This window comes from Streptomyces sp. SCSIO 30461 (assembly GCF_037023745.1).
In the GTDB taxonomy this organism is placed as follows: domain Bacteria; phylum Actinomycetota; class Actinomycetes; order Streptomycetales; family Streptomycetaceae; genus Streptomyces.
The window spans coordinates 3861271-3881052 of the sequence record NZ_CP146101.1 but is presented as its reverse complement, the minus strand read 5'-3'; the positions used below and the strand labels follow the sequence as shown (position 1 = coordinate 3881052).

The 19782-nt window shown below is 67.5% G+C and carries 14 protein-coding genes and 5 pseudogenes; 10 read left to right on the top strand and 9 right to left on the bottom strand.

The window, feature by feature from the left end; genetic code table 11:
- Window positions 1-39 precede the first annotated feature (39 nt).
- Window positions 40-1428: an IS1380 family transposase gene (locus V1460_RS17090; protein WP_338673281.1), complete on the top strand. Its 1389-nt coding sequence runs from the start codon at window positions 40-42 to the stop codon at window positions 1426-1428.
- 657 nt (window positions 1429-2085) lie between these two features.
- Complete coding sequence (locus V1460_RS17085; RefSeq protein ID WP_338674547.1) at window positions 2086-2820, top strand: carbonic anhydrase; 735 nt, start codon at window positions 2086-2088, stop codon at window positions 2818-2820.
- A 63-nt stretch (window positions 2821-2883) separates the two neighbouring features.
- Here V1460_RS17085 and V1460_RS17080 read toward each other — a convergent pair.
- Window positions 2884-4421, bottom strand: a pseudogene (locus V1460_RS17080) (transposase).
- A 511-nt stretch (window positions 4422-4932) separates the two neighbouring features.
- Entirely contained in the window at window positions 4933-5688 is a 756-nt protein-coding gene (locus V1460_RS17075) for a right-handed parallel beta-helix repeat-containing protein (RefSeq protein ID WP_407077471.1), read from the bottom strand.
- 195 nt (window positions 5689-5883) lie between these two features.
- On the opposite strand from V1460_RS17075, the gene V1460_RS17070 reads away from it, so the two are divergent.
- The 5 genes and pseudogenes from V1460_RS17070 to V1460_RS36375 all read left to right on the top strand — a co-directional run bounded on the left by V1460_RS17070 (window position 5884) and on the right by V1460_RS36375 (window position 9172).
- The gene (locus V1460_RS17070) at window positions 5884-6426 is read left to right on the top strand and encodes a winged helix-turn-helix domain-containing protein (protein ID WP_338671432.1); all 543 of its coding nucleotides are present in this window, start codon (window positions 5884-5886) and stop codon (window positions 6424-6426) included.
- Window positions 6336-6953 (top strand): transposase, encoded by a 618-nt coding sequence (locus V1460_RS17065; protein WP_338671433.1) that lies wholly within the window; start codon window positions 6336-6338, stop codon window positions 6951-6953. The genes V1460_RS17070 and V1460_RS17065 overlap by 91 nt, the downstream gene beginning before the upstream one ends.
- A 49-nt stretch (window positions 6954-7002) precedes the next feature.
- Window positions 7003-8259: a transposase gene (locus V1460_RS17060; RefSeq protein ID WP_338674545.1), complete on the top strand. Its 1257-nt coding sequence runs from the start codon at window positions 7003-7005 to the stop codon at window positions 8257-8259.
- A 92-nt stretch (window positions 8260-8351) separates the two neighbouring features.
- Window positions 8352-8909 (top strand): annotated as a pseudogene (locus tag V1460_RS17055) (transposase); the annotation flags it as partial.
- A gap of 23 nt (window positions 8910-8932) precedes the next feature.
- Window positions 8933-9172: a transposase gene (locus V1460_RS36375; protein WP_407077470.1), complete on the top strand. Its 240-nt coding sequence runs from the start codon at window positions 8933-8935 to the stop codon at window positions 9170-9172.
- Here V1460_RS36375 and V1460_RS17050 read toward each other — a convergent pair.
- The 3 genes and pseudogenes from V1460_RS17050 to V1460_RS17040 all read right to left on the bottom strand — a co-directional run.
- Complete coding sequence (locus tag V1460_RS17050; RefSeq protein ID WP_338673861.1) at window positions 9169-9762, bottom strand: hypothetical protein; 594 nt, start codon at window positions 9760-9762, stop codon at window positions 9169-9171. The genes V1460_RS36375 and V1460_RS17050 overlap by 4 nt on opposite strands.
- Before the next feature lie 257 nt (window positions 9763-10019).
- Window positions 10020-11765 carry a group II intron reverse transcriptase/maturase gene (ltrA, locus tag V1460_RS17045; RefSeq protein WP_338674543.1) on the bottom strand — a complete coding sequence of 582 codons (1746 nt, stop codon included), beginning with the start codon at window positions 11763-11765 and terminating at the stop codon, window positions 10020-10022.
- Window positions 11766-12457: 692 nt separating this feature from the next.
- Window positions 12458-13396 (bottom strand): annotated as a pseudogene (locus tag V1460_RS17040) (transposase domain-containing protein); the annotation flags it as partial.
- A 127-nt stretch (window positions 13397-13523) separates the two neighbouring features.
- On the opposite strand from V1460_RS17040, the pseudogene V1460_RS17035 reads away from it, so the two are divergent.
- Window positions 13524-14039, top strand: a pseudogene (locus V1460_RS17035) (transposase); the annotation flags it as partial.
- A gap of 261 nt (window positions 14040-14300) precedes the next feature.
- Here the strand turns inward: V1460_RS17035 and V1460_RS17030 are convergent.
- Both V1460_RS17030 and V1460_RS36370 read right to left on the bottom strand, forming a co-directional pair.
- Entirely contained in the window at window positions 14301-14687 is a 387-nt protein-coding gene (locus V1460_RS17030) for a hypothetical protein (RefSeq protein WP_338674542.1), read from the bottom strand.
- A 112-nt stretch (window positions 14688-14799) separates the two neighbouring features.
- Window positions 14800-15102, bottom strand: a pseudogene (locus tag V1460_RS36370) (hypothetical protein); the annotation flags it as partial.
- A 322-nt stretch (window positions 15103-15424) separates the two neighbouring features.
- Between V1460_RS36370 and V1460_RS17020 the strand changes: the two are divergent.
- Window positions 15425-16420, top strand: coding sequence for an IS4 family transposase (locus tag V1460_RS17020; RefSeq protein ID WP_338674540.1), 996 nt, complete (start codon window positions 15425-15427; stop codon window positions 16418-16420).
- 138 nt (window positions 16421-16558) lie between these two features.
- On the opposite strand, the gene V1460_RS17015 is transcribed toward V1460_RS17020, so the two are convergent.
- On the bottom strand, window positions 16559-17983 hold the full coding sequence (locus V1460_RS17015) for an IS1380 family transposase (protein WP_338674539.1): 1425 nt from the start codon (window positions 17981-17983) through the stop codon (window positions 16559-16561).
- A gap of 129 nt (window positions 17984-18112) precedes the next feature.
- On the opposite strand from V1460_RS17015, the gene V1460_RS17010 reads away from it, so the two are divergent.
- A complete protein-coding gene (locus V1460_RS17010) occupies window positions 18113-18538 on the top strand; it encodes a hypothetical protein (protein ID WP_338674538.1) in 426 nt (141 codons plus the stop codon).
- 17 nt (window positions 18539-18555) lie between these two features.
- Here V1460_RS17010 and V1460_RS17005 read toward each other — a convergent pair whose 3' ends face one another.
- Window positions 18556-19371: a hypothetical protein gene (locus tag V1460_RS17005; protein WP_338674537.1), complete on the bottom strand. Its 816-nt coding sequence runs from the start codon at window positions 19369-19371 to the stop codon at window positions 18556-18558.
- Window positions 19372-19782: the final 411 nt, after the last annotated feature.

The following is a 19782-nucleotide window of genomic DNA, read 5'->3' as shown; positions in this document are numbered from 1 at the left end:
CTACGCTTCCAGCCCGCAGCAAGACAAGGCACGTCGTAAGTGAAATCTTCCCATACCGTCGCAGCGACCTTCGCGGCGTTCGATGACCCGAATCTCCTCGCGTACGGTGGGCTGGCTCCGGCGGTCCGACTGGCCGAGCGGTGCGGCCTGCCGGACCTGGCTGTCACGAAGGTGCGGCTCAAGGGTGTTGCGAACGGGGCCGGGGCAGCGGTCGGCGCGAAGGTGATGTCGCTGGTGGCGGGGATGCTCGCCGGAGCGGACAGCATCGACGACACGGATGTGCTGCGGCACGGGGCGGTGGCCAGGGCATTCGACGGAGTTCGCGCCCCGTCGACGCTGGGCACGTTTCTGCGGGCGTTCTCCTGGGGTCACGTGCGTCAACTGGAGTCGGCGGCACGGGCGTTCACCTGCAACCTCGCCGGACACTGCAATCTGCTGCCCGGCGGCGACCAGGTGGTGCACCTGGACATCGACTCCAAGGTCAAGCAGGTCTACGGGGCGGCCAAGCAGGGCGCCGAGCACGGCTACACCAAGGTGAGGGGCCTGCACTTCCAGATCGTCACCGCCTCCACTCCGCTGGCCGCGCCGGTAATCGTGGCCACCCGCCTGCGCAAGGGCTCGGCCGGCTCCGCCAAGGGCGCGGCCTCGCTGATCGCCGAGGCGATCAAGGCGGTGCGGGCGATGGGCGCCACCGGCACGATCGTGGTCCGCGGCGACTCGGCGTTCTTCTCCCACAAGGTCGTCGCCGCCTGCCGCCGCGCAGGCGCGCGGTTCTCCTTCGCCGTCGCGCAGCGCAAGAAGATCCGGGAGCTGATCGCCACCGTTCCCGAGGACGCCTGGACGGCGATCAAGTACCCGAAGGCGATCTGGGACAAGGACGAGCAGCGGTGGATCTCGGACGCGGAGGTCGCCGAGGTCGAGTACACCGCGTTCACCGGCAAGGCCAAGCGCTACCACGCCACCGCCCGGCTGCTGGTCCGCCGGGTCAAGCGCCTGAACGACGCCCACGTCCTGGACGGTCAGGGTGAGTTGTTCACTGTCTGGCGGTTCCATGCGGTGTTCACCGACCAGGTGCTGCCGCTGGTCGAGGCAGAAGCCGATCACCGCCGCCACGCGATCGTCGAGCAGGTCTTCGCCGATCTTGAGGACTCGGCCCTGGGGCACCTGCCCTCGGGGAAGTTCACCGCGAACGCGGCCTGGCTGACCCTGGCAGCCCTCGCCCACAACCTCACCCGGGCGCTGGGCGCGCTCGCCTCGGCCTTCCACGCCCGGGCCCGCACCGGCACCATCCGCCGCCAACTCATCGCGGTTCCAGCCCGATTGGCAGCCGGAGCACGCACCCTGACCTGGCACCTGCCGCAGCACTGGCCCTGGCGAGAGGCCTTCAGCGACCTGTGGACGGCCGTCGGCCACCGCCTGCGAACCTGACCACCCGGACGCCTGCCCGCCCACGACCAAGGACCTCGGAGACCCCGCCACCGGGACGGCCACCCGGCGACCACTCCTGCCCGCCAGCAGGAACGCCCCCGAATCCGCTCCGAAAATCACAGAGCCGCACTCATCGAATACGGCCCTGTGGATCCAGGCTCAAAGAAGCGGTCGATGGTGGCGGAGATGATCTCGGCCTTGTCGTCGGTCACGGCTGGTCCCTTCGGTGGACATGCTGCCGGTCGGTGCGTGCGGGTGCCGATGCGCGGGGACACGGATGTCACCCCCATGGCTCGCAGGCCGTTCTCGCCACCACTCCCCGTGCCCCAGTGACAACACTGGCCCGCGAGCACCTCGACGTCCGGCTTCGTTCGCGAGATTCGACAGCGGTTGTTCATCGTCTCGGGAGGCACCCGGATCAGAGCGAGGCCGATGTTCACGAGAACGGACAGCACCCGACCGTCGGCACCCCAGTCGGGGAGCGCGAGTCTCGGAATCAGGGCTTCACACCGCCGCCGGAGCCGGTTCTGTGGGCCGTCTGCGGCAATGTGGCCCGCGCTCGCTTGCGCCTGCTGCCAGGGCACCCACACCACGCTGCACACTTGGTCTGGTCAAGACGCAGGTAGATGTCTGAGCAGCACCGAGGAGAACCGACCGATGGACAGAGCCGGACGTCCGGATCGTAGAACGCTGCTGACCGGCGGACTCGTGGGCGCCGCGGTCGCACTTGCGGGGTGCTCATCGACCAGGGCCGCCTCGCCGGCAGCCAGCCCTTCACCCCAACCGCGCATCACCACGCCCGCCGCGGCATTCGCGAGGCTGCTGGAAGGCAACAAGCGCTGGGTGAGCGGAGATCTCCAGCACCCCGACCGGGATCCGGACCGGCGTCAGTTCGTGGCCCAGGAGCAGCAGCCCTTCGGCGCGGTCCTCGCATGTATCGACTCCCGAGTGCCGCCTGAACTCCTCTTCGACACCGGCCTGGGTGACCTCTTCGTGATGCGCACGGGTGGGGAGGCGGTCGGCCCGGTGGTCACCGGGTCCGTCGAGTACGGGCCCATGACGAGTGGCACCCCCCTCATCATGGTCCTCGGGCATCAGCGCTGCGGCGCCGTCAAGGCGGCGTACGAGTCCCTTCGTGACGGCGAACCCCTGCCCGGCAACCTGCAGGCGATCGTCAAAGCCCTCCAACCGGCGTACGAGCAGGCAGTCCGGGAGGGCGGCGCCGATCCGGTCGAGACCATGGCCCGCGCTCAGGTCACCCTGACCGCGGCCGATCTGCGCTCCAACCAGGACCTGGAGCCCCTCGTGGGAAGGGGCGCCCTCGCCGTGGTCGGCGCCTACTACTGGCTCGACACCGGCAAGGTGGAGGTCCTGGCCGGCGCGCCCTCCTGACCGGCCGGAGGAGTCGAACGGGCGTTTTGAGGCCGGTGACGATCCTGCTGGCCAAATGTGGGGTTATGCGGCGAGTGTGAGGTCGAGTCGGGCGAGGTGGCTGGTGCGTGTGTGGTCGAGGGGTTGGCCGCTCCACCAGGCGTCGAGGCGGATCAGGTTGAGGGCGACTGCGGAATAGACGTGCTCAAGATGGGTCTTCCCGAGCCCGCGATAGCGGGTCCGGCGGTTGCCGGTGACCGCGGTGGCTTGTCGGATGGTCCCTTCGACGCCTGCCCGCAGGGCGTACTTCGCCTGCCACGTCTGGTCCTGCTGGCGGTGTGGTTCGCATCGATGAGTTCTTGCAGCGGCTGTGGCCGCAGGGTGAGCTGGCGGCCCCAGCGGGTGGCGTTGGTGCATTCGGCTCTGACCGGGCAGGGGCCGCAGTCAGCCTGGTCGAAGCGGACCACGATCACGTCGCGGTCCTTCTGCCTGGCCGGGCTCCAGAACCGGCTGGCGGCGCCCTGGGGGCAGGTGGCCTGGCGGGCGTCCCAGTCGATGGTGAAGGCTTCGCGCTGGTAGCCGGCTTTCTCGCGCTGCTGGCGGGAGGTACCGCCCTGCAGCGGTGTGACTAGCGCGACTGCGAATGTGGTCAGGGAGTCGACGACGAGTTCGGCGCTCGCGTAGCCGGAGTCCAGGTAGTGCTCGGCGGGCAGCAGGTCCCGGCCATCGAGGGCCTGATGGACGGGCTCGACCAGTTTCACGTCGGGCACGGTCGCGTCCGTGGTCGCGACATGCGTGATCACATTCGGGACGGGAGGGCGTGCCCGTCGGCCGGGTCGCGGAGCCTCGTCGTCGGGCCGGGGCAGTTGGCAGACCTCGCTGATGTGCAGCTTGTACCCGGTCCAGTGCAGATCGTCCTTGACTCCGTAGCGGGCGTCGAGATCGTACGGCGAGGTCAGACGCACTCTGCCGGGCGGGAGACCGTCCGTGTCCGCCTCCCGCCGCCTGACCACCTCCCGCCCAGTACCGTCGGTGGTGATCAGGTAGTTCTGCACGGTGATCTGCCGCAGCACCTGGACTGCGGGCAGTTGACGCAGCCAGGCTGGCGCGGCCGCCTGGTAGACCGCCCGCAGCAAGGCCACCGCGTCGCGGCCGTAGTCCAGGGCGAGCTGGTCCCGCTGGGTCTGGGAGCCGGGCGGACGCCAGGACTCATCGATCCGCCGCCCGTAGCGGCGGTTCCACTCACCGGTTGCCAGGGCCTGCGCCACCCAGTCGGGGGCCGCAGCGGACAGGGCCTCCAGCGTGGCCCGCACCGTCTCCCCGGCCAGCTCCAGCCGGTTCAACTCCCGCACCGCCGCCAGCACATGGGTGGAATCGGTACGCTGCTTGCCTCCTGCCTTGACCAGGCCCTTCTCCTTCAACGCGGCCAGCAGCAGATCCAGCACACGCTCCTCCAAGCCGTGCTCGACCACCCGGGTACGGAACTCCGACAGCACCGACGCATCGAAACCGACGTCCTCCAGCTCCAGACCCAGGCAGTACTTCCACGACAAGTCGATCCGGACTCTGTGCGCGGAGGCACGGTCGGTCAGGTTCTCCGCCTTCTGCAGCACGGTCACCATCGCGAGGCGCCCCGGCGACCAGCCACGCCGGCCCCTGCGGCCGAACGCCTCGGCGAACTCCGCATCCGCGAACAGCTCACCCAGCTCGTCCCGCACCCGCATCGCCAACGGCAGTGCCCCGCGTCCTGCCACGGCCCGTGCGACCCGCGCCGTCGCCTCGGGGACCTCGGGCCACTCCTCCGGCCGCAACGACACCACACCACCCCCGGCAACCGGGAACGACAAGACCGGCCACCACAGTGCCAACGCCATCCCCCGACCCCAGGACACGACATTTGGCCAGCAGGATCGGTGACGGACGACCGGACCGCTCCCCGAGGCACTGCCTCGAATCAGCCCACACTCGGTATCACAGGCAGAGTCGACTACGGCGATGGCGCGGTCGACCCGCCGCGCGTTCGATGTGGTCGTGCGGCAAGCCGTCGACGAGGCACTGACGGACGGGGACGGCGAAACCTTCCTGTTGGCTGTGCAAGTGCGCACGGATGCCGTCTCGAGACGACTTCGGATGTCACTGCGGCCCTTCGCCGGCGGGGTTGCTCGTCGCTGCCCGGTTGGCTGTCCAGGTGTTCGCGGTCCCGGCTGTACCGCTACCCGTGGTGAGGTCCTCGCAGTCGAACTGGACGCTGCTCTGCGACACATTGCCGGTGATCAGGTTGCCGCCCTTGTCTTCGATGAGGATGCCGTCGCGCCCGCTGTTGGTCACGGTGTTGCCCGAGATGGTGGAGTCCGTCAGTGAGTTCGGGCTCACGTCGATGCCATCCTGGGCAGCATCGCTGATGGTGTTGTCGCTGATCTGCACTTGGTCGCTCCCCTGGGGCAAGAAGGTGACCGTGAGCACCCCTCCGTCGCTTCCCTGGATGTCGTTCCGCAGGACCTGGAGGTTGTGGTTGTCGTCGCCGATGACGATCGCGGGGACGGTGGTGCCGACGGCCGTGTTGTCCGTCACCAGGCTGTCGTTCGAGCGGAAGATGAACACCATCGCGCGGTCCTGGTGCGAGACGTTGTTGTTGACGTCGACCCGCAGGGTGTTCTGGTACTTGTCGAGGATGATCGCGCCGTTCTGGTGCCCGAAGAACACGTTGTGGTGGATCAGCGCGTTGTCCAGGCCCGGGTCGGAGTAGACGCCGTTGCCGGCCGCGGGCTGGACCCCGAAGCCGGCGTTGTTCAGGCGGGTGCAGTTGTTCGCGACCTCGGGCTGCGTCGCGCCGCTCGCGTTGAAGTACACCCCCACGGGGTTGCCCTGGATCACGTTGCCCGTGATCACGTAGCCGGAGTGGCTGACGGGGGTGAAGATGCCGTAGCCGCCGAAAGGCGTGCCCTTCGCAGTCCGGCGGGAGAGTGGACTGGACCGTCAGCGTGAGATCCGGCTTGTTGACGTTGACGATTTCGTTGTACTGAGGTTGAACTCGCGATGACGGCTGGTCGTGACAGTTCGTGATCCCTGCGGTATGCCGGGTTCATGAGGTACGCGCAGGGAGGCGGGCTGACGCCGAAGGGGCAACAGGCCCGGGAACGGGTGCGGTTGGAGGCAGGCGCGCGGTTCGGGCGGGGTGAGAAGACCGCTGAGATCGCGGCCGGGTTACGGGTCGGCAAGCGGCAGGTAGAGAAGTGGCGCCGGTCCTGGCGCGAGGGCGGCCTGGACGCCCTGCGCTCCAAGGGGCCGATGTCGGTGGAGCGGCTCTCGCCCCGGCAGTGGGAGCGTCTGGAGCGGGAGCTGGCACGGGGACCGCTGGCGCACGGCTGGGACGAGGGCCAGGGCTGGACACTGGTGCGGATCAAGACGCTGATCGGGCGGATGTTCCACGTCGGCTACACCGTGCAGGGTGTGTGGAAACTGCTGCGGCGGCACGGATGGTCCGCGCAGGTGCCCGCTCACCGGGCGATCGAGCGGGACGACGAGGCGGTCGAGGTATGGAAGGACGAGGTGTGGCCGCGGGTAAAAGTGCCGCGGCGGACCTGGGCGCCTACATCTGCTTCGAGGACGAAGCGGGCCAGGGGCTGAGGCCGCCGAAGGGACGTACCTGGGCGCCGCGCGGCCAGACCCCGGTGATGCGGGTACGCGGCAGCAACCGGGGCCGGGCCTCGGTGGCCGGCGTCGTGTGCTTCAAGCCCGGTGCCCGGCCGCACTTCTTCTACCGGCTGCACGTCTGGCGCGGACGCAAGGGCGAGCGCAAGAGCTTCGCCTGGAGGGACTACCGCGAGCTGATCGTGCTCGCGCACCACCAGCTCGGCACCCCGATCGTGTGGGTGTGGGACAACCTGAATGTCCACCTGACCGGCGAGCTCGCGGACTTCATCGCGGAGAACGAAGAGTGGCTGAGGGTGTTCCAGCTGCCCTCCTACGCTCCCGACCTCAACCCGGCCGAGGGAGTGTGGTCGCTGCTCAAACGGTCGCTGGAGAACTTCGCCGCCGCCAACCTCGATCACCTCGTCCGCGTCATGAAGCGCAAGCTGAAGAAGATCCAGTACCGCCCGCACCTGCTTGACGGCTGCCTCGCCGAGACCGGCCTGTTCATCGAACCGCCATGACCAACCCGCCCGCTATCGCGAGTTCAACCTCAGCAGTGCGGTGCGGGACTTGAACCGTCTTGAGCTGGCAGGGGAGAGCGTGCGGGCGGCCCTGGAGGCCCTCGCGACTGCGGCGCCGTCGTGGCTGGCCGGCCGGATCGATGTGGCGGGGTTCGCCCAGCGGTACGGGCCCCGGGTGGATGGCTGGCGGATGCCGTCCTCGCAGACCAAGCGCGACCGCCTCGCCCAGGTCTTCGGTCAGGACGCCCTCGCTTTATGCCGGGCGGCCTGGGCCGCCGATACCCCGGTATGGATCCGTGAGATCGAGGCCGTGGGCCTGCTGCGGCAGGTCCTCGTGCAGACCTACACCATCCGCAGCGACACGCGGGGACGGCAGGTGATCAGGAAGCGGGACGCCGACGACGGCGTCCCGCCCGGCCAACTCCGCCTGGCCTCCCCCTACGACACCGACGCACGCTGGGCTGCCAAAGGCGAAGACCTGTTTTGGCTGGGCTACAAGGTCCACCTCACCGAAACATGCGGCACACTCCCCGAAGCCGAAGCCGAAGCCGAAGCCGAAGCGGTAGCAGGAGCAGGGGTGCAGCCGAATCTGATTACCGACGTGCACACGACCGACGCGACCGTGCCGGGTGTGAAGGCGACCGCGCCGATCCAGCGCAAGCTCGCCGGGCACGGCGTGAAGCCGGCCGAGCACTACCTCGATTCCGGCTACCCGTCGGCCGACCTGATCACCAAGGCCATGAAGGACGGTATCCGCATGGTCACCCCGGTCCTTCTGGACCACTCCGCGCAGGCCAAGGCCGCGGAAGGCTTCGCCAAGAACGCCTTCACCATCGACTGGAAGGCCCGCCAGGTCCGCTGCCCCGCCGGGAAGACCAGCTCCCACTGGAACCCCGTCAAACAGCACGGCAAGGACGCCATCGTCATCACCTTCAGCGTCCTGACCTGCCGCGACTGCCCCTTCCAACAGCAGTGCACCACCTCGAAACCCGGGCGCCGCATGCTCACCCTCAGACCCCAGGAACTTCACGAGAACCTCGCCCGGGCCCGCGCCGAGCAGCAGACCAACACCTGGAAGAACAAATACGCCCTGCGGGCAGGCGTCGAGGGCACCATCAACCAGGCCCTCGACATCACCGACATCCGCCAGGCCCGCTACCGTGGCCTGCCGAAAGTCCGCCTCCAGCACGCCTTCTCCGCCACCGCGATCAACGTGATCCGACTCGACGCGTACTGGACCGACAGCCCTCTCCGGCGCACCCGCTCCAGCCGACTCGAACGCCTCGCCTACCAGCTCACCGCGTGACCCGCCACGAATTGCGCAGCAGAGTCGCGGATCTCGTCACGACCGTGGGAGTGTCATGAATCAGGTGTGAGCCTCCACGAAGGAGTCACCTGATGAGTACGACGATGGATCACCGGATCGAGACCTCCGGCAGCGTGTCGCTTGCCGTGGCTGACAGCAGTGTTCAGGGTGCCGACGTGAAGTCGATGCCGGTGTCTCAGAACGGTCTGTCCAGCGAGCTGCTGGAGGAGCTGGCCGCGCTCGCGGCCGAGAAGGTCCGCGGGGAAGGGCTGCGGCTGATGGGCGAGGGCGGGCTGCTGCCCGAGCTGGCCCAGCACCTGATGCAGGCCGCCCTGGAAGCCGAAATGGACGAGCACCTGGCCACCGAGGCCGGCCGGAGCGGTGGGCGAGGGTCCCGCTCGGGCGGCAACATGCGCAACGGCTACCGGACCAAGAAGGTCATGACGGAGGTCGGTGCCGTGACGGTGCAGATCCCCAGAGACAGGCTGGGCACCTTCCGGCCCCGGATGCTGCCCGTGTACGCCCGCCGCACCGGCGCGCTGGACGATCTGGTGATCTCGCTGACCGCCAAGGGCCTGACCTCCGGCGAGATCGTCTCCCACCTCGCCCAGACCTACGGGATGACGACGACGAAGGAGACCATCTCCACGATCACCGACAGGCCCTGGAGTCGATGGCGGAGTGGCGCACCCGCCCGCTCGATCCGGTCGTCTTCATCGACGCCGTCCACGTCAAGATCAGGGATGGTCACGTCGCCAACCGGCCGATCTACGTGGCCGTTGCGGTCACCGCCGACGGCTACCGCGAGATCCTCGGCCTGTGGGCCGGGAACGGCGGGGAGGGCGCCAAGTACTGGCAGACCGTCCTGACCGGGATCAAGAACCGCGGCGTGAGCGCAAGGCCGCGGAGTTAAGCGCCGGGACCGTCCGTCAAGAGGGTCGTCTTCCATGCGTCGGCGAGTGTGTATGTCCCGTAGGCGATCTTCTTGAGCAGGCCCTCGGCGGCCCACTGGCTCATCTGGGTTGCGAAGCTCCTCGTGCTGTGGATACCCAGCGCGAGGGTGACTTCTCGTGGGCGCCAGGCGCGTTCGGGATCGGCAGCCATGAGATGGAAGACTCTGTTCCTGTTGCCGGCTCCCATGGGGCGGATGCCCGCGACTGCCTTGCGTAGGTCCTCAGGTTGCCTCTCCGGCGGTTCGGGTGGACATGCGGGTGCGGAGCGGAGAGCCACGGTCAGTGCGGTGATCTTCCTGCTCTGTCGTGGTCTGAGTTCGGCAGGTCTGGTGGGATATCGGTTGCGTCCCGCCTTCACGGCGCGTGCGCTGGTACGAAGGCGCCGTGGTGGAAGCAGCCCCATGAGCAGGGCCGTTCCGATCCGGCCGACCAGCAGGCTCTGTCCGGTGAGTTGGTCGTCGGCTCTGGCGAGGACGAGCTGGTCGCGGGCTGTCTCCAAGGCGATGGTGAAGCTGGCGCGGTCCGGGTCGGTCCCGGGGCGGGACTCCACGGCGTCGCCATGGCCGTCCGCAGGATCTGGTAGATGGTCAGCTGGGCCCACAGTTCCTGTTCCAGGCCCGCGGGATCCTGTGAGCGCAGCACGAGTCCGTGCTGCAGCGTGTACCGAAGCGCGTAATAGGCCGATTCGTGTTGTCGGGTAGGTGCGGCGCATTGCTGCGCCGCACCCCCCTCAGAACCGGACGGGCGGCGTTAACCGCATCCGGCTCAAGCAGGCCCTGAAGGCCCACGGGCAGCCAGAATGGCTGGTCAGCGTGGTTCACTGCCGCCGCGCCAGCGGTGGCAGTGAACGTGGGTGAGTCGGAAGGCGACGGGATCGTCGGACTGGCTTCCGTCCGCTTCGGCGGTGAGCGCGTTTGCGCGTACCGCCGTCCGGATCGCCCGCAGCCACTGCTCCCATTCCTGGGGGCTCTGCGGCTGCTGGTCGGCGTGCAGGAGAAGCGTTCCGCAGAGCGGGCACCGGCCGTGCTGTCCTTGGAGCAGACTCAGCAGGCGCGTGCTGAGCGGGGGCTTGTTCCTGCGTCGCCGCGAGGCCCAGTACTCGGTCAGCGCCGGGTCGTCCACGGACGCCCCTTTGACGACGAGTTGATGTCTGACGATCCTGGTCCAGGCGAATTTGGTGAGGTAGCGGCCGCTCTCGCGGTCACCGAACACCCACCGGTCCTGCCGGGACTCGTTGAACCGGCCGAAATACCGGGAGGTCACCCAGCCGTTCGGCTTGTTCGGGTGTGTGTGGCGGGCCCACTTGTAGACCAGCCTCCACACATGGTTGTCCAGCGAGGCGAACACCTCACTGGAGACCACTCCCCGAAAGTAGGCAGCCCAGCCCCGGATGATCGGGTTGAGCTTGGCGATCATCGCCGCCGCGTTCTGCCCCCGAAGGGCCAGCACCTCGGCGGCGAGCCGTGCCCGGATCCGTCGCACGGATGCCTTGCTCGGCTTGATCAGCAGCATGCCGTGGTAGCGGCGGACGGTGAAGCCCAGGAAGTCGCAGCCCTCGTCGAGGTGCGCGATGCGCGTCTTGTCCTCGTTGAAGGCCAGACCCCGGGGCCTGAGCCACCGGGCGAGCCGCTCCTTGACCTGTTGCGCCTCGTCACGACTGTGACAGAGCACCACCAGGTCGTCGGCGTACCTGACCAGAGTCGGCGAGCCGACTGCCAGTTCACCAGCCCGTGGGCCGGTGAGCCGGTAGTGGACTCCGGCAGCCTCTTCCATCCCGTGCAAGGCCACGTTCATCAGCGCCGGGGAGATGATCCCGCCTTGCGGAACCCCCTCCTCGGTCGGGGCGAGAACGCCGCGGTCGAGTACTCCCGCCTTGAGCCACTGCTCGACCAGCCCCCGGGCGGGGAACTGTCCGATCGAGGCCATGAGGCGGTCGTGATCGATGCGGTCGAACGCCGCTGCCAGGTCTGCGTCAAGGACCCACTGGCGCTTCGGGCTCTTGCCCTTGGCGGCCAGGAAGATCGCTCCGATCGCGTCGTGGCAGCCACGGCCGGGACGAAATCCATAGGATCTCGGCTCGAACCGTGCCTCCCACTCGGGTTCCAGCGCGTTCAGCGTCACGGCTTGAAGACACCGGTCGATGATCACGGGAATTCCGAGGCCGCGCTGACGGCCATTGGCCTTGGGGATATAGACCCGCCTGACGGGCAAGGGTCTCCACGGCGCTGCCCGGTGCTGCATCCAGTCGGCCAGTTCGGCCTTCCCCTGGGGCAGCAGGACAACCCGGCCGTCGATCCCTGCCGTCTTGCGGCCAGCGTTGATCTCCGTCACCCGCCGCACGCTCACCAGCGTGTTGGAGCGGGAGCGGAGCATTAGTTTCTGGAGATTGCGGACCTTCTTGAGGTCCCCTGCCTGCGATGCCGTGAAGATCCGCTGCCTCAGCCGCCGTACTTCGTTCTCCGCGCCCTGCCAGTCGATCGACTGCCAGTCGGTGATGTCGTCCTCAGGTCCGTTCGCCGTGACGGCACTGTCGTCCTGGACGGTGTCCGCCACGGGAGATGTTGTCGCCACGGTGTCCAACTTGCCCTTCGGTTTCAGCGTTGATGGTCATCCGGTCCTCACAGGCCCACCTGACCCACGTCAGCACCCTTGCGGGTCCGGGCTGAGCCCGTATCCGGCCGGTTATGCGAGGCGACCAGCGGAGGCGCTGGTCATCTGCCCCGGTTTCCCGCTGCCTTTCGGCGACCGGCGTTGGCTTCTTGGGTCATCCTGTGCCCGCTGGGGAGTTGGGCCTTCCTTACGGTCGGCTGACCGGACGCTGTCGCGTCCGGACCCCAGCGGGGTTTCCACGTTCCACACGAGTGAGATACGACCGGGGTGGGTGCCCCCTAAACTCCGGGACGGCGATGCTCTCCCGGCTGACGTTGGGTCTTCAGCCGGCGCCTGCCGCTTCTCAGCGACCAGTCCTGCACCCCGCTGGAGCAGTCCATCGGCGGGGCCCACGATCACGAAGCATCATCAGGGGTTCACTTGCGTTCACCCGTCCGGTCTTCCCCTTGCCTGTAATCCCCGGATGGCACGGGGGCCCTTGGGCTTCTCCTTCGAGCTCCACACCCCGCCGTTACCGGCGACGCATGTCGAAGTGGGGACGGGCCTTGAGCACTGGCCCGGAACTACGCTGTCGACATCAAGTCGATCCTCCGATCAGGTAGTTCACTCAATCTCGTGCGACTTCGTGTCGCACCCCACCGTTCGTGATAGAGCCCGACCAGGGTTTCGGCCGGATCGCGGCGGTGATCCAGCAGCGTGGTGGCGATGCGGTACTGCTCACAGAGCGTCTCTCCGGTCGCAGTGCTCATGGTGATCGTCGAGTCGATGACCCGCGGCTTGAGCGTGCCCATCCGTGTCAAGTACGAGCCGTCGGGTAGCACCGCCAAGATGGCCGGGCGACGTCGGGCGGTGATCCGGATGACGAACTGCGCGCCGGTGGCCGCCGTGTCGGACAGGAAGTCGTCCGCGTCGAAGCCGCGGTCGGCGAGGACGAGCATGGTGGCGTTCACCAACCGCAGCAGTCGGCGGGCGTACGCGGCCTCGTACTCATTCGTCGGCCCGAACTCGGCCCCGAGGAGCCCGCGGGTGCCGGTCTCGCACAGTGTCATCAGGCGCATCATGGGGTATCCGGCCCAGCCGAGTCGGGCCTGGACTTTGCCCAGCCAGGCCCGGTTCCGTTCGCAGTCGGGGACTTTGATGGCACTGCAGCCGTCGAAGGCGACGGTTCGCCAGCGTCGGTAGCAGGTGCCTGGGGTGGTGGGCTGCGCGATGGGGCCGGCGACCACGTCGAACAGTGCCTTCAGCGGAGCCGGCCCCAGGCGCCGTCGCAGACAACGAAGGGCCTTCTCGCTCGGCCGGCTTGCGTTCCGCCTCGCGAGTCCGGCCGTCAGCTTGTCCCATACCCGGAGATAGCCCAGCGCGGGGAACAGGGACAGGGCCAGGATGAAGTACACCCCGACGCGTGACGGAAGGAGACGCCGCCGACGCTCAAGGACCCGGCTCTCCTCCAGGACCGCATCGACGAGTTCAACGGGAAGATACCGAGTCAGGTCTCCCAAGTGGCCCGGCGCGAGAAGGAGTTCTTCTTCACGTCCATGGGATTCGGGCACGGTGGTGGCACACTGGCTGGTCAACGGGACCTCTTCGGCGAGTAGATCTTGGTCGATCCCTCACCTACCAGAGGTCCCGTTGCCACATCCGCCGCATACAGCGAGATCACCCTCTTGACGGACGGCCCCGGCGCTTAACTCCGCGGCCTTGGGCGTGAGCGACGTTCTCATGCTGGTCTGCGACGGGCTGAGTGCCCTGCCTGACGCGGTCAGCACCGTCTGGCCCCAGACCGTCGTGCAGACCTGCGTCGTCCATCTCATCCGCGCCAGCCTGCGCTACGCCTCCCGCCGCGACTGGGCCGAGGTCGCCCGCGACCTCAAGCCCGTCTACACCGCCGTCAACGAGGAAGAAGCCCGGCAACGACTCGCCGACTCCTGGCAGCGGGCCTGGAGCGAATTCGTGCCCTTCCTCGGCCTGCCCGACGCCATCCGCCAAGTCGTCTACACCACCAACGCCATCGAGTCCCTCAACGCCCGCTACCGGCGCGCGGCCCAGGCCTGCGGGCACTTCCCCAACGAGCAGGCCGCCCTCAAGCGCCTCTACCTGGCCACCCTCGCCCTCGACCCCACCGGCCGCGGCCGCCAGCGCTGGAACAACCGCTGGAAGTCCGCCCTCAACGAGTTCGACGTCCTCTTCGACGGCCGCCTTACCGCCGGACGGGTGTAGTCCGAACAGCCCACCGAACAACTCAGAGGGCGATAAGAGCCAGTTCCCCACGTTTGATGCTGATCCGCTCCACCCGGTGGCGGGCTGCCTGCCGCGGATTCCACGCGGAGGGCCTCATCGGCGGGCTTCGACCGCTGACTCCCCGCCTCTCTGGAGGGGGTTCTGTCCGGTAAGTCCGCCTGCGGGCTCTCCGACTGGCCACGCAAACCAGGGCTAGTTGGCTCTTATCGCCCTCTCATAGGCCAAACAGACGAATCACACCTAATTCCTGATAGACCCACGACCGTGTCCCTTCTCCCGGGTGGTGTGGCCGAGGGGGACCTGGTTCCAGGACAGCGACTTGAGGAAGTCGTGCAGCTTGGGATGGTTGTCATTCACGATCGCGGTGTAGGGGGCTTTCTTCTCCCCGACGAGGAACTGCGCGTGCGCGTGCCGGGTGTGCCGGGCGTCGAACGTGACGGTGCGGCCGGCAAGGTCGAGCGATGCGAGAAGCGGTTCGAACTCGCTGATCTCGCCCTTCTTCCCGGCGACCTGCCGATGGTTCAGCGTCGCGCGTTCGCCGTGGGGTGGCGGCTGACAGCAGGTGCACCGCCCTGGCCGCCGCGGTGCGCGAGCCGCGCAGGCTCTTGCCGTCGACGGCGACCGCACGCAGTCCTTCGTGCCGGCTGGGGCGGCTGCAGTGTGTCGCGAGCTGTGCTCCCACCGCCGCGTCCACTGCGTCGCCGTCCAGACGTGCCAGGAGCCGGCCGAGCGTGGTCGCCCGTGGTGCAGCCCGCAGTCCCAGGCGGTGACGGACCTCGTCGGGCAGGTAGGCGGCATGCCGCGCGACGGCGGCGAGGGTGGTGGCGCCGGCGAGTACGGCGATCGTGCACAGCGCGAGGATCGGGCCGCGCTGGCGACGGCGGCCCTGTCGACGGCGCGGATCAGGCAGCACGTCGAGGACGTCGGCGAGGTCCGGCAGGCGGTCGGGATCGTGTCTCCGCCGGGTAGCGGTGGCCCTTGTGCGACGGCGACGTGATCTCCACGACAGGCCCCTCCCCACCACGACCAACACGAAGATCATCTCACCCACCGGTCAAGGTGACAGCACCTCGCCAAGACCACCCGAGCCATCCGCGACGAACCAGGGTGAGCACTCCCGAACCTGGGCGTATCTCCAACAGCTCGGATCCTTAATTAAGGAACTTGATCAAGGCCCTGCCCAGCAGACCACGTGGACGCGGTCGGGAAAAGCCGAAGACGAAGCAAGATCGTGTTACGAGTTCTACGGCAACACCGTTGCGTTTGGTCTTTGAGTTGTAAGTCAAGTCCTGCTGAACAGCGCAACGGGACCACCTGATAGATCAACGATCGGCGAAGAGAGTCGATCAAGGTCAGGGGTCCCGTTGCAGGAGAAGTCTGTCATCACGTCCACGATCGAGACAGCCCGGGGTGTGTTCGCGCCGGGTCATCTGGGGGAGTTGACCCAGGTCGTGGACTTCGCGCTGGTGGACGCGGTGCTGGAGGAGACCGGCCGGCGCGAGAAGCGCCTGCGGCTGCTGCCTTCTCGGGTGGTGGTGTACTTCGTGCTCGCTCTCGCGCTGTTCGAACACCGCTCGTACCGCACGGTGTGGTCCCAACTGACTGCCGCCCTGACCCCGCTGGCCCTGGTGCGTCCTGCGGTCTCCTCGCTGACGCGGGCCAGGCGCAGGGTGGGGGCCGCACCTCTGCGGCGTCTGTTCGAGACGCTTGCCGGGCCCGTCGCCCGCCCCGGGCAGGAGGGGTCCTTCTGGCGGGGCCTGCGCACGGTGGCCGTCGACGGGACCCTGCTGCACACCCCCGACGACGAGACGCTCACCTGGCACTACCCCAAACGGGCCGGGGAGGGTCTGGAGTTCGGCTATCCGCTCCTGCGGCTGCTGACCCTGGTCGAGTGCGGCACCCGCGCGCTCATAGCCGCCGCCTTTGGACCGGAGTCCCAGGGCGAACTCCACTACGCCAAGCGGCTTCTGACCTCCCTGGACGAGACAATGCTCCTACTCGCCGACACGGCCTTCGATGGCAACGAGTTCCTTGATGCCGTCCATCAGAGCGGGGCCCGGTTCCTGGTGCGCTCCGGGGCCCGCCGCGTCCCCACCCCCGCCGAGCACCTGGGCGACGGCTCCTATATCGCCCGCATCGGCTACGGCGTCCTGCCGGTGCGCATAATCGAGGCGACCCTCACCGTCACCCTGGCCGATGGCACCGTCCGCACCGAGCAGTGGCGGCTGATTACCAATCTGCTGGACCCCGTCCGTTATCCGTCCGCCGAGCTCGTTGAGCTCTATCACCGCAGGTGGCAGGCGGAAACCACGTATTTTTCGATCAACCTCGATCTGTCAGCGGTGATCGCTGCCGGGTAGCGTCTTCGGCTCGCCCTGTTTGTCCCGCGTATTGGCGGGTGGGGCCGTCGCGTGTCGCTGCGGCTGCGCCGGGTTCCACGGTCCCGGTGGTGGTGCCGGTCTCTCCTTCCTGGTCTTCGTCGGGGCGGGGTCCGCGCGTCAGGTGACGGCGGAGAGCTCGGTCAGACGCCGCCAGGCCGTGGCGAATGCCCTGGCCCAGGGCCAGTCGGCAGGGAGGCGGAGGTGCCGGCGGCGGGCGTGGTGGGCGAGGCGGGCGGGCAGGTGGTAGATCCGAAAGCGCATGGTGTCGGGTTCGGCGTCGGCGAGGCCGTCCTGGTCGTGGAGGGCCAGGAGACGGAGCCAGGCGTCGAGGTCGGCCGCGAGGTTCGCGGTCAGCATCCAACTCGTGTTGTTCTGCCAGGATTTCGAGGGCAGGTTGTGCAAGCCCATGGCCTTGTTCGTGCGCACGCGGTCTTCGACCACGGCATGGTGGCGGTGCACGGCGTCCAGCCACTGGATCTGGTGGGAGCCGACGACCCGGGTCATCTTGTTGATGTTCGTGGCGATGACCGAGTACTTCCAGCCGGTCTTCTTCTCGAAGTCGGTCAGGTTCGCCAGGTGGCGGCTGGAGGGTCTGACCCGGCGGACGATCAGCCGCAGGCCCCGGCTCCAGCCCTCGTGTCCGTTCAGTCCGCTCAACTCGGCGACGAAGTAGCCCTCCTGGACGCTGCCGTCCTGGTTGAGGGATGCCTCCCACGCTGCCTCGGGCAGTTTCGCGATGGCCTGCTCGTCGGCCTCGGTGATGGTCCAGCCGGTGGTGAAGCGGACCGTGCGCCGACGCGTGTTCAAGCCGAGGAGATGTTCGTGCAGGCCGTGGGTCGCGCCGGCCCCGTCGACCCGCACGAGGATCTTCGCGCGCGAGGAGCCCGGGATCTGGGCGAGCGCATCGGCGAGCACCGCCTTGTGGTCGGCGACCGTGTTCGAGCCCGCGTTGCCGCTCCGCAGCAGCATCGCCAGACACTCGCCGGTGTTCGCGCACCACGCGGCCAGAGGATGAAACCCGAAGCTCTTCTTCCAGGTCGCCGCCGCGCCCTCTTTCTTCGAGGCGGCCGTGATGATCGTTGCGTCCATATCGACGATCACCCAGTGGTGCAGGCGTTTCCCGGCGATGGTCAGCCAGGGAAATCCGCCGGGCCGCAGCGCCAGCCACGACCACACCGTACGGCGGATCCGCGCCCGGGCCCGGTTGATCGCCGCGATCCGGTCGGCGTCACACAGGTTCAGGGTGCGGTGCACCGTGGAGTCCGAGACGCCCGGGCCCATCACCCGCTCATGGTGCCAGGCGAGCTGTCCGGCCTCGGCCACACTGCGGGCGCCGAGCGCGATCGATATCGCCAGGTGGACGAGGACCACTGCCCGGTCCCGCCAGCCCGGACCGCCGGTCGGGAACACCCCGGACAGGGCCCCGGTCAGCCCCGACCGGTCCGCAAGGCGCCGCAGCAACACCACCCCGGCATGCCCGACCAAACCTTTCCCGTCAGCCCTCACGACCAGGCCCCGGTCCCACCCTGTACGCTCGCTCACCAGAAAGGTGTCCTGACTCCTGCACCCGATGCTTCCTCGACAGTCGCATCCTCGCAGTTCAGGGCACCTTTTCTGCTACCGGGCCGTCAGATCATCGAATTCCGCTGACTGTTCAGGGTCAAGGCCACGATGCTCGACGGCCGTGTCCTGCGCTCCCGCAGCACCGACGGCCTCGACCAGGAGGTCTACGCCCTGCTCACCGCCTACCAGGCTCTGATCCGCGCCGGCGACGACGCCCTGACCAGGCGGCCGGAAGTACCCAGGGAACGGATCAGTTTCACCGTCCTGCTGGCCGCCGCAACCGACACCGTCACCGCCGGCCATGGAATCTTCCCCGGCACCCCCATCGACCTGGTCGGCACGATCGGCCACGCCGCCCTGAGCGACCTCCTGCCCGCCCACCGACGGCAACGAGTGAAGGCCCGCACCCGCAAGAACCCCACCAGCAAGTACGGACCGAACGCCGGACAGCACCCCCAGAAGGCCCAGAACTACACCGTCCACACCACCGTCGCGTTCTTCGCCCATGGCCTCAACAGCCGCTCACGGCGCTAACGCAACGGTGTTGAGTTCTACGGTTTTTCCATGATGGCTTGAATTTCTTGGAACGGGTAGACCGATACATGGAAGCTCCCCTGGAACGGGGTGGTCAGGATAACAATGACCGCGACAATGCTGGCCAGGCTCAAGGATATTATTCCTGAAATTATCCCGTGAAATATTCGGGATTTTATGGGCATGAACCAGATGAGTGAGGTCATGATGATGACCCCAAGCCCCAGGACGAACCAGAGGGGCCCAGGTAGGGTACGTTGGGAGTAGAAAATGCGCTCTCTTCGACTCGACAGGAAATCTCCATAAGACGCGAAAAGGTCTTGCTGGATATTCGATCCCCGCCCCGTTGTCGGCTCGTATCCGCCGATGGCGCGCCCGATTTCTCGCGCTTGTGGTGAGCATGGATACAAAACGCTCTTACCCTCGACCATGGCCGGCCACTCGACATCTATGACGCATTTCACGTACACCTCGACACTATCTGCCACATCCGCAGAAGCGGGTTCTGGCAGACTCTCAGATATTCCATGTATGGAGATGAGTTCTGCAGCTTCCTGCTGGGTCGTGGACAATGCGGCCGAATATTGGTCGTAGGCAACCACCGTAATTAGCGCCATGAGGAGCCCGAAGAGTACAAAGCAGCCGTTGAGGATGAACTCCACAGTCTCCCGCAGATGAGGCTCATTCATCATCCTCGGATGGATTCCCCTCATGAGGGCCGTCCCCGCGGACGCAACAAGGATCGCGGCGGCCAATATGACAGCCCAGAGTGCCCAGTCCGGAATTTGTGTGATGTTCGGGAATTTCAAGGAACTATCGAGGTTCATCGCCATGCAGGACTCCGGATCTCGTTCCAAACGCGGCGTTATGCGATGGACTTATCCGCACAGGGGATTCAGGGCCGGGTATAGATGGGAATCCAGCGTCTGCGCCTGCAGGGGATCCGAACCCCATGCGGTCGTCTCTCATTGAACCCGGCTCATCACACTGCGCAACTCGGCGATTTAGTCGAGTCCGAGCACGAGCCGCAGCTCTCCAGAGCAGCCCCGGCTGCAGGGCCCCAAAACCGTGCCCGGCGTCGGGCTTCGCTGCCGATGTCGAACGAGTCGAGCGGCGCTTCGCCGTCCGCGTCCAAGCGGCGCCTCGGCAGGCGAGCGGCTGTTCCACCCTAAAGGTCCAAGGTCTTGCCCCCGGGGAGCTACCTGGTTCCCTCAGCGTTCGGACATCTGGGCGATGGGCAACAG

Excerpts from the sequence above, each read along its gene's own strand:
- V1460_RS17085 (WP_338674547.1), top strand. The coding sequence starts at position 2,086 with ATGGACAGAGCCGGACGTCCGGATCGTAGAACGCTGCTGACCGGCGGA.
- V1460_RS17070 (WP_338671432.1), top strand. The coding sequence starts at position 5,884 with ATGAGGTACGCGCAGGGAGGCGGGCTGACGCCGAAGGGGCAACAGGCC.
- V1460_RS17065 (WP_338671433.1), top strand. The coding sequence starts at position 6,336 with ATGGAAGGACGAGGTGTGGCCGCGGGTAAAAGTGCCGCGGCGGACCTG.
- V1460_RS36375 (WP_407077470.1), top strand. The coding sequence starts at position 8,933 with ATGGCGGAGTGGCGCACCCGCCCGCTCGATCCGGTCGTCTTCATCGAC.
- V1460_RS17010 (WP_338674538.1), top strand. The coding sequence starts at position 18,113 with ATGCTCGACGGCCGTGTCCTGCGCTCCCGCAGCACCGACGGCCTCGAC.
- V1460_RS17005 (WP_338674537.1), bottom strand. The coding sequence starts at position 19,371 with ATGGCGATGAACCTCGATAGTTCCTTGAAATTCCCGAACATCACACAA.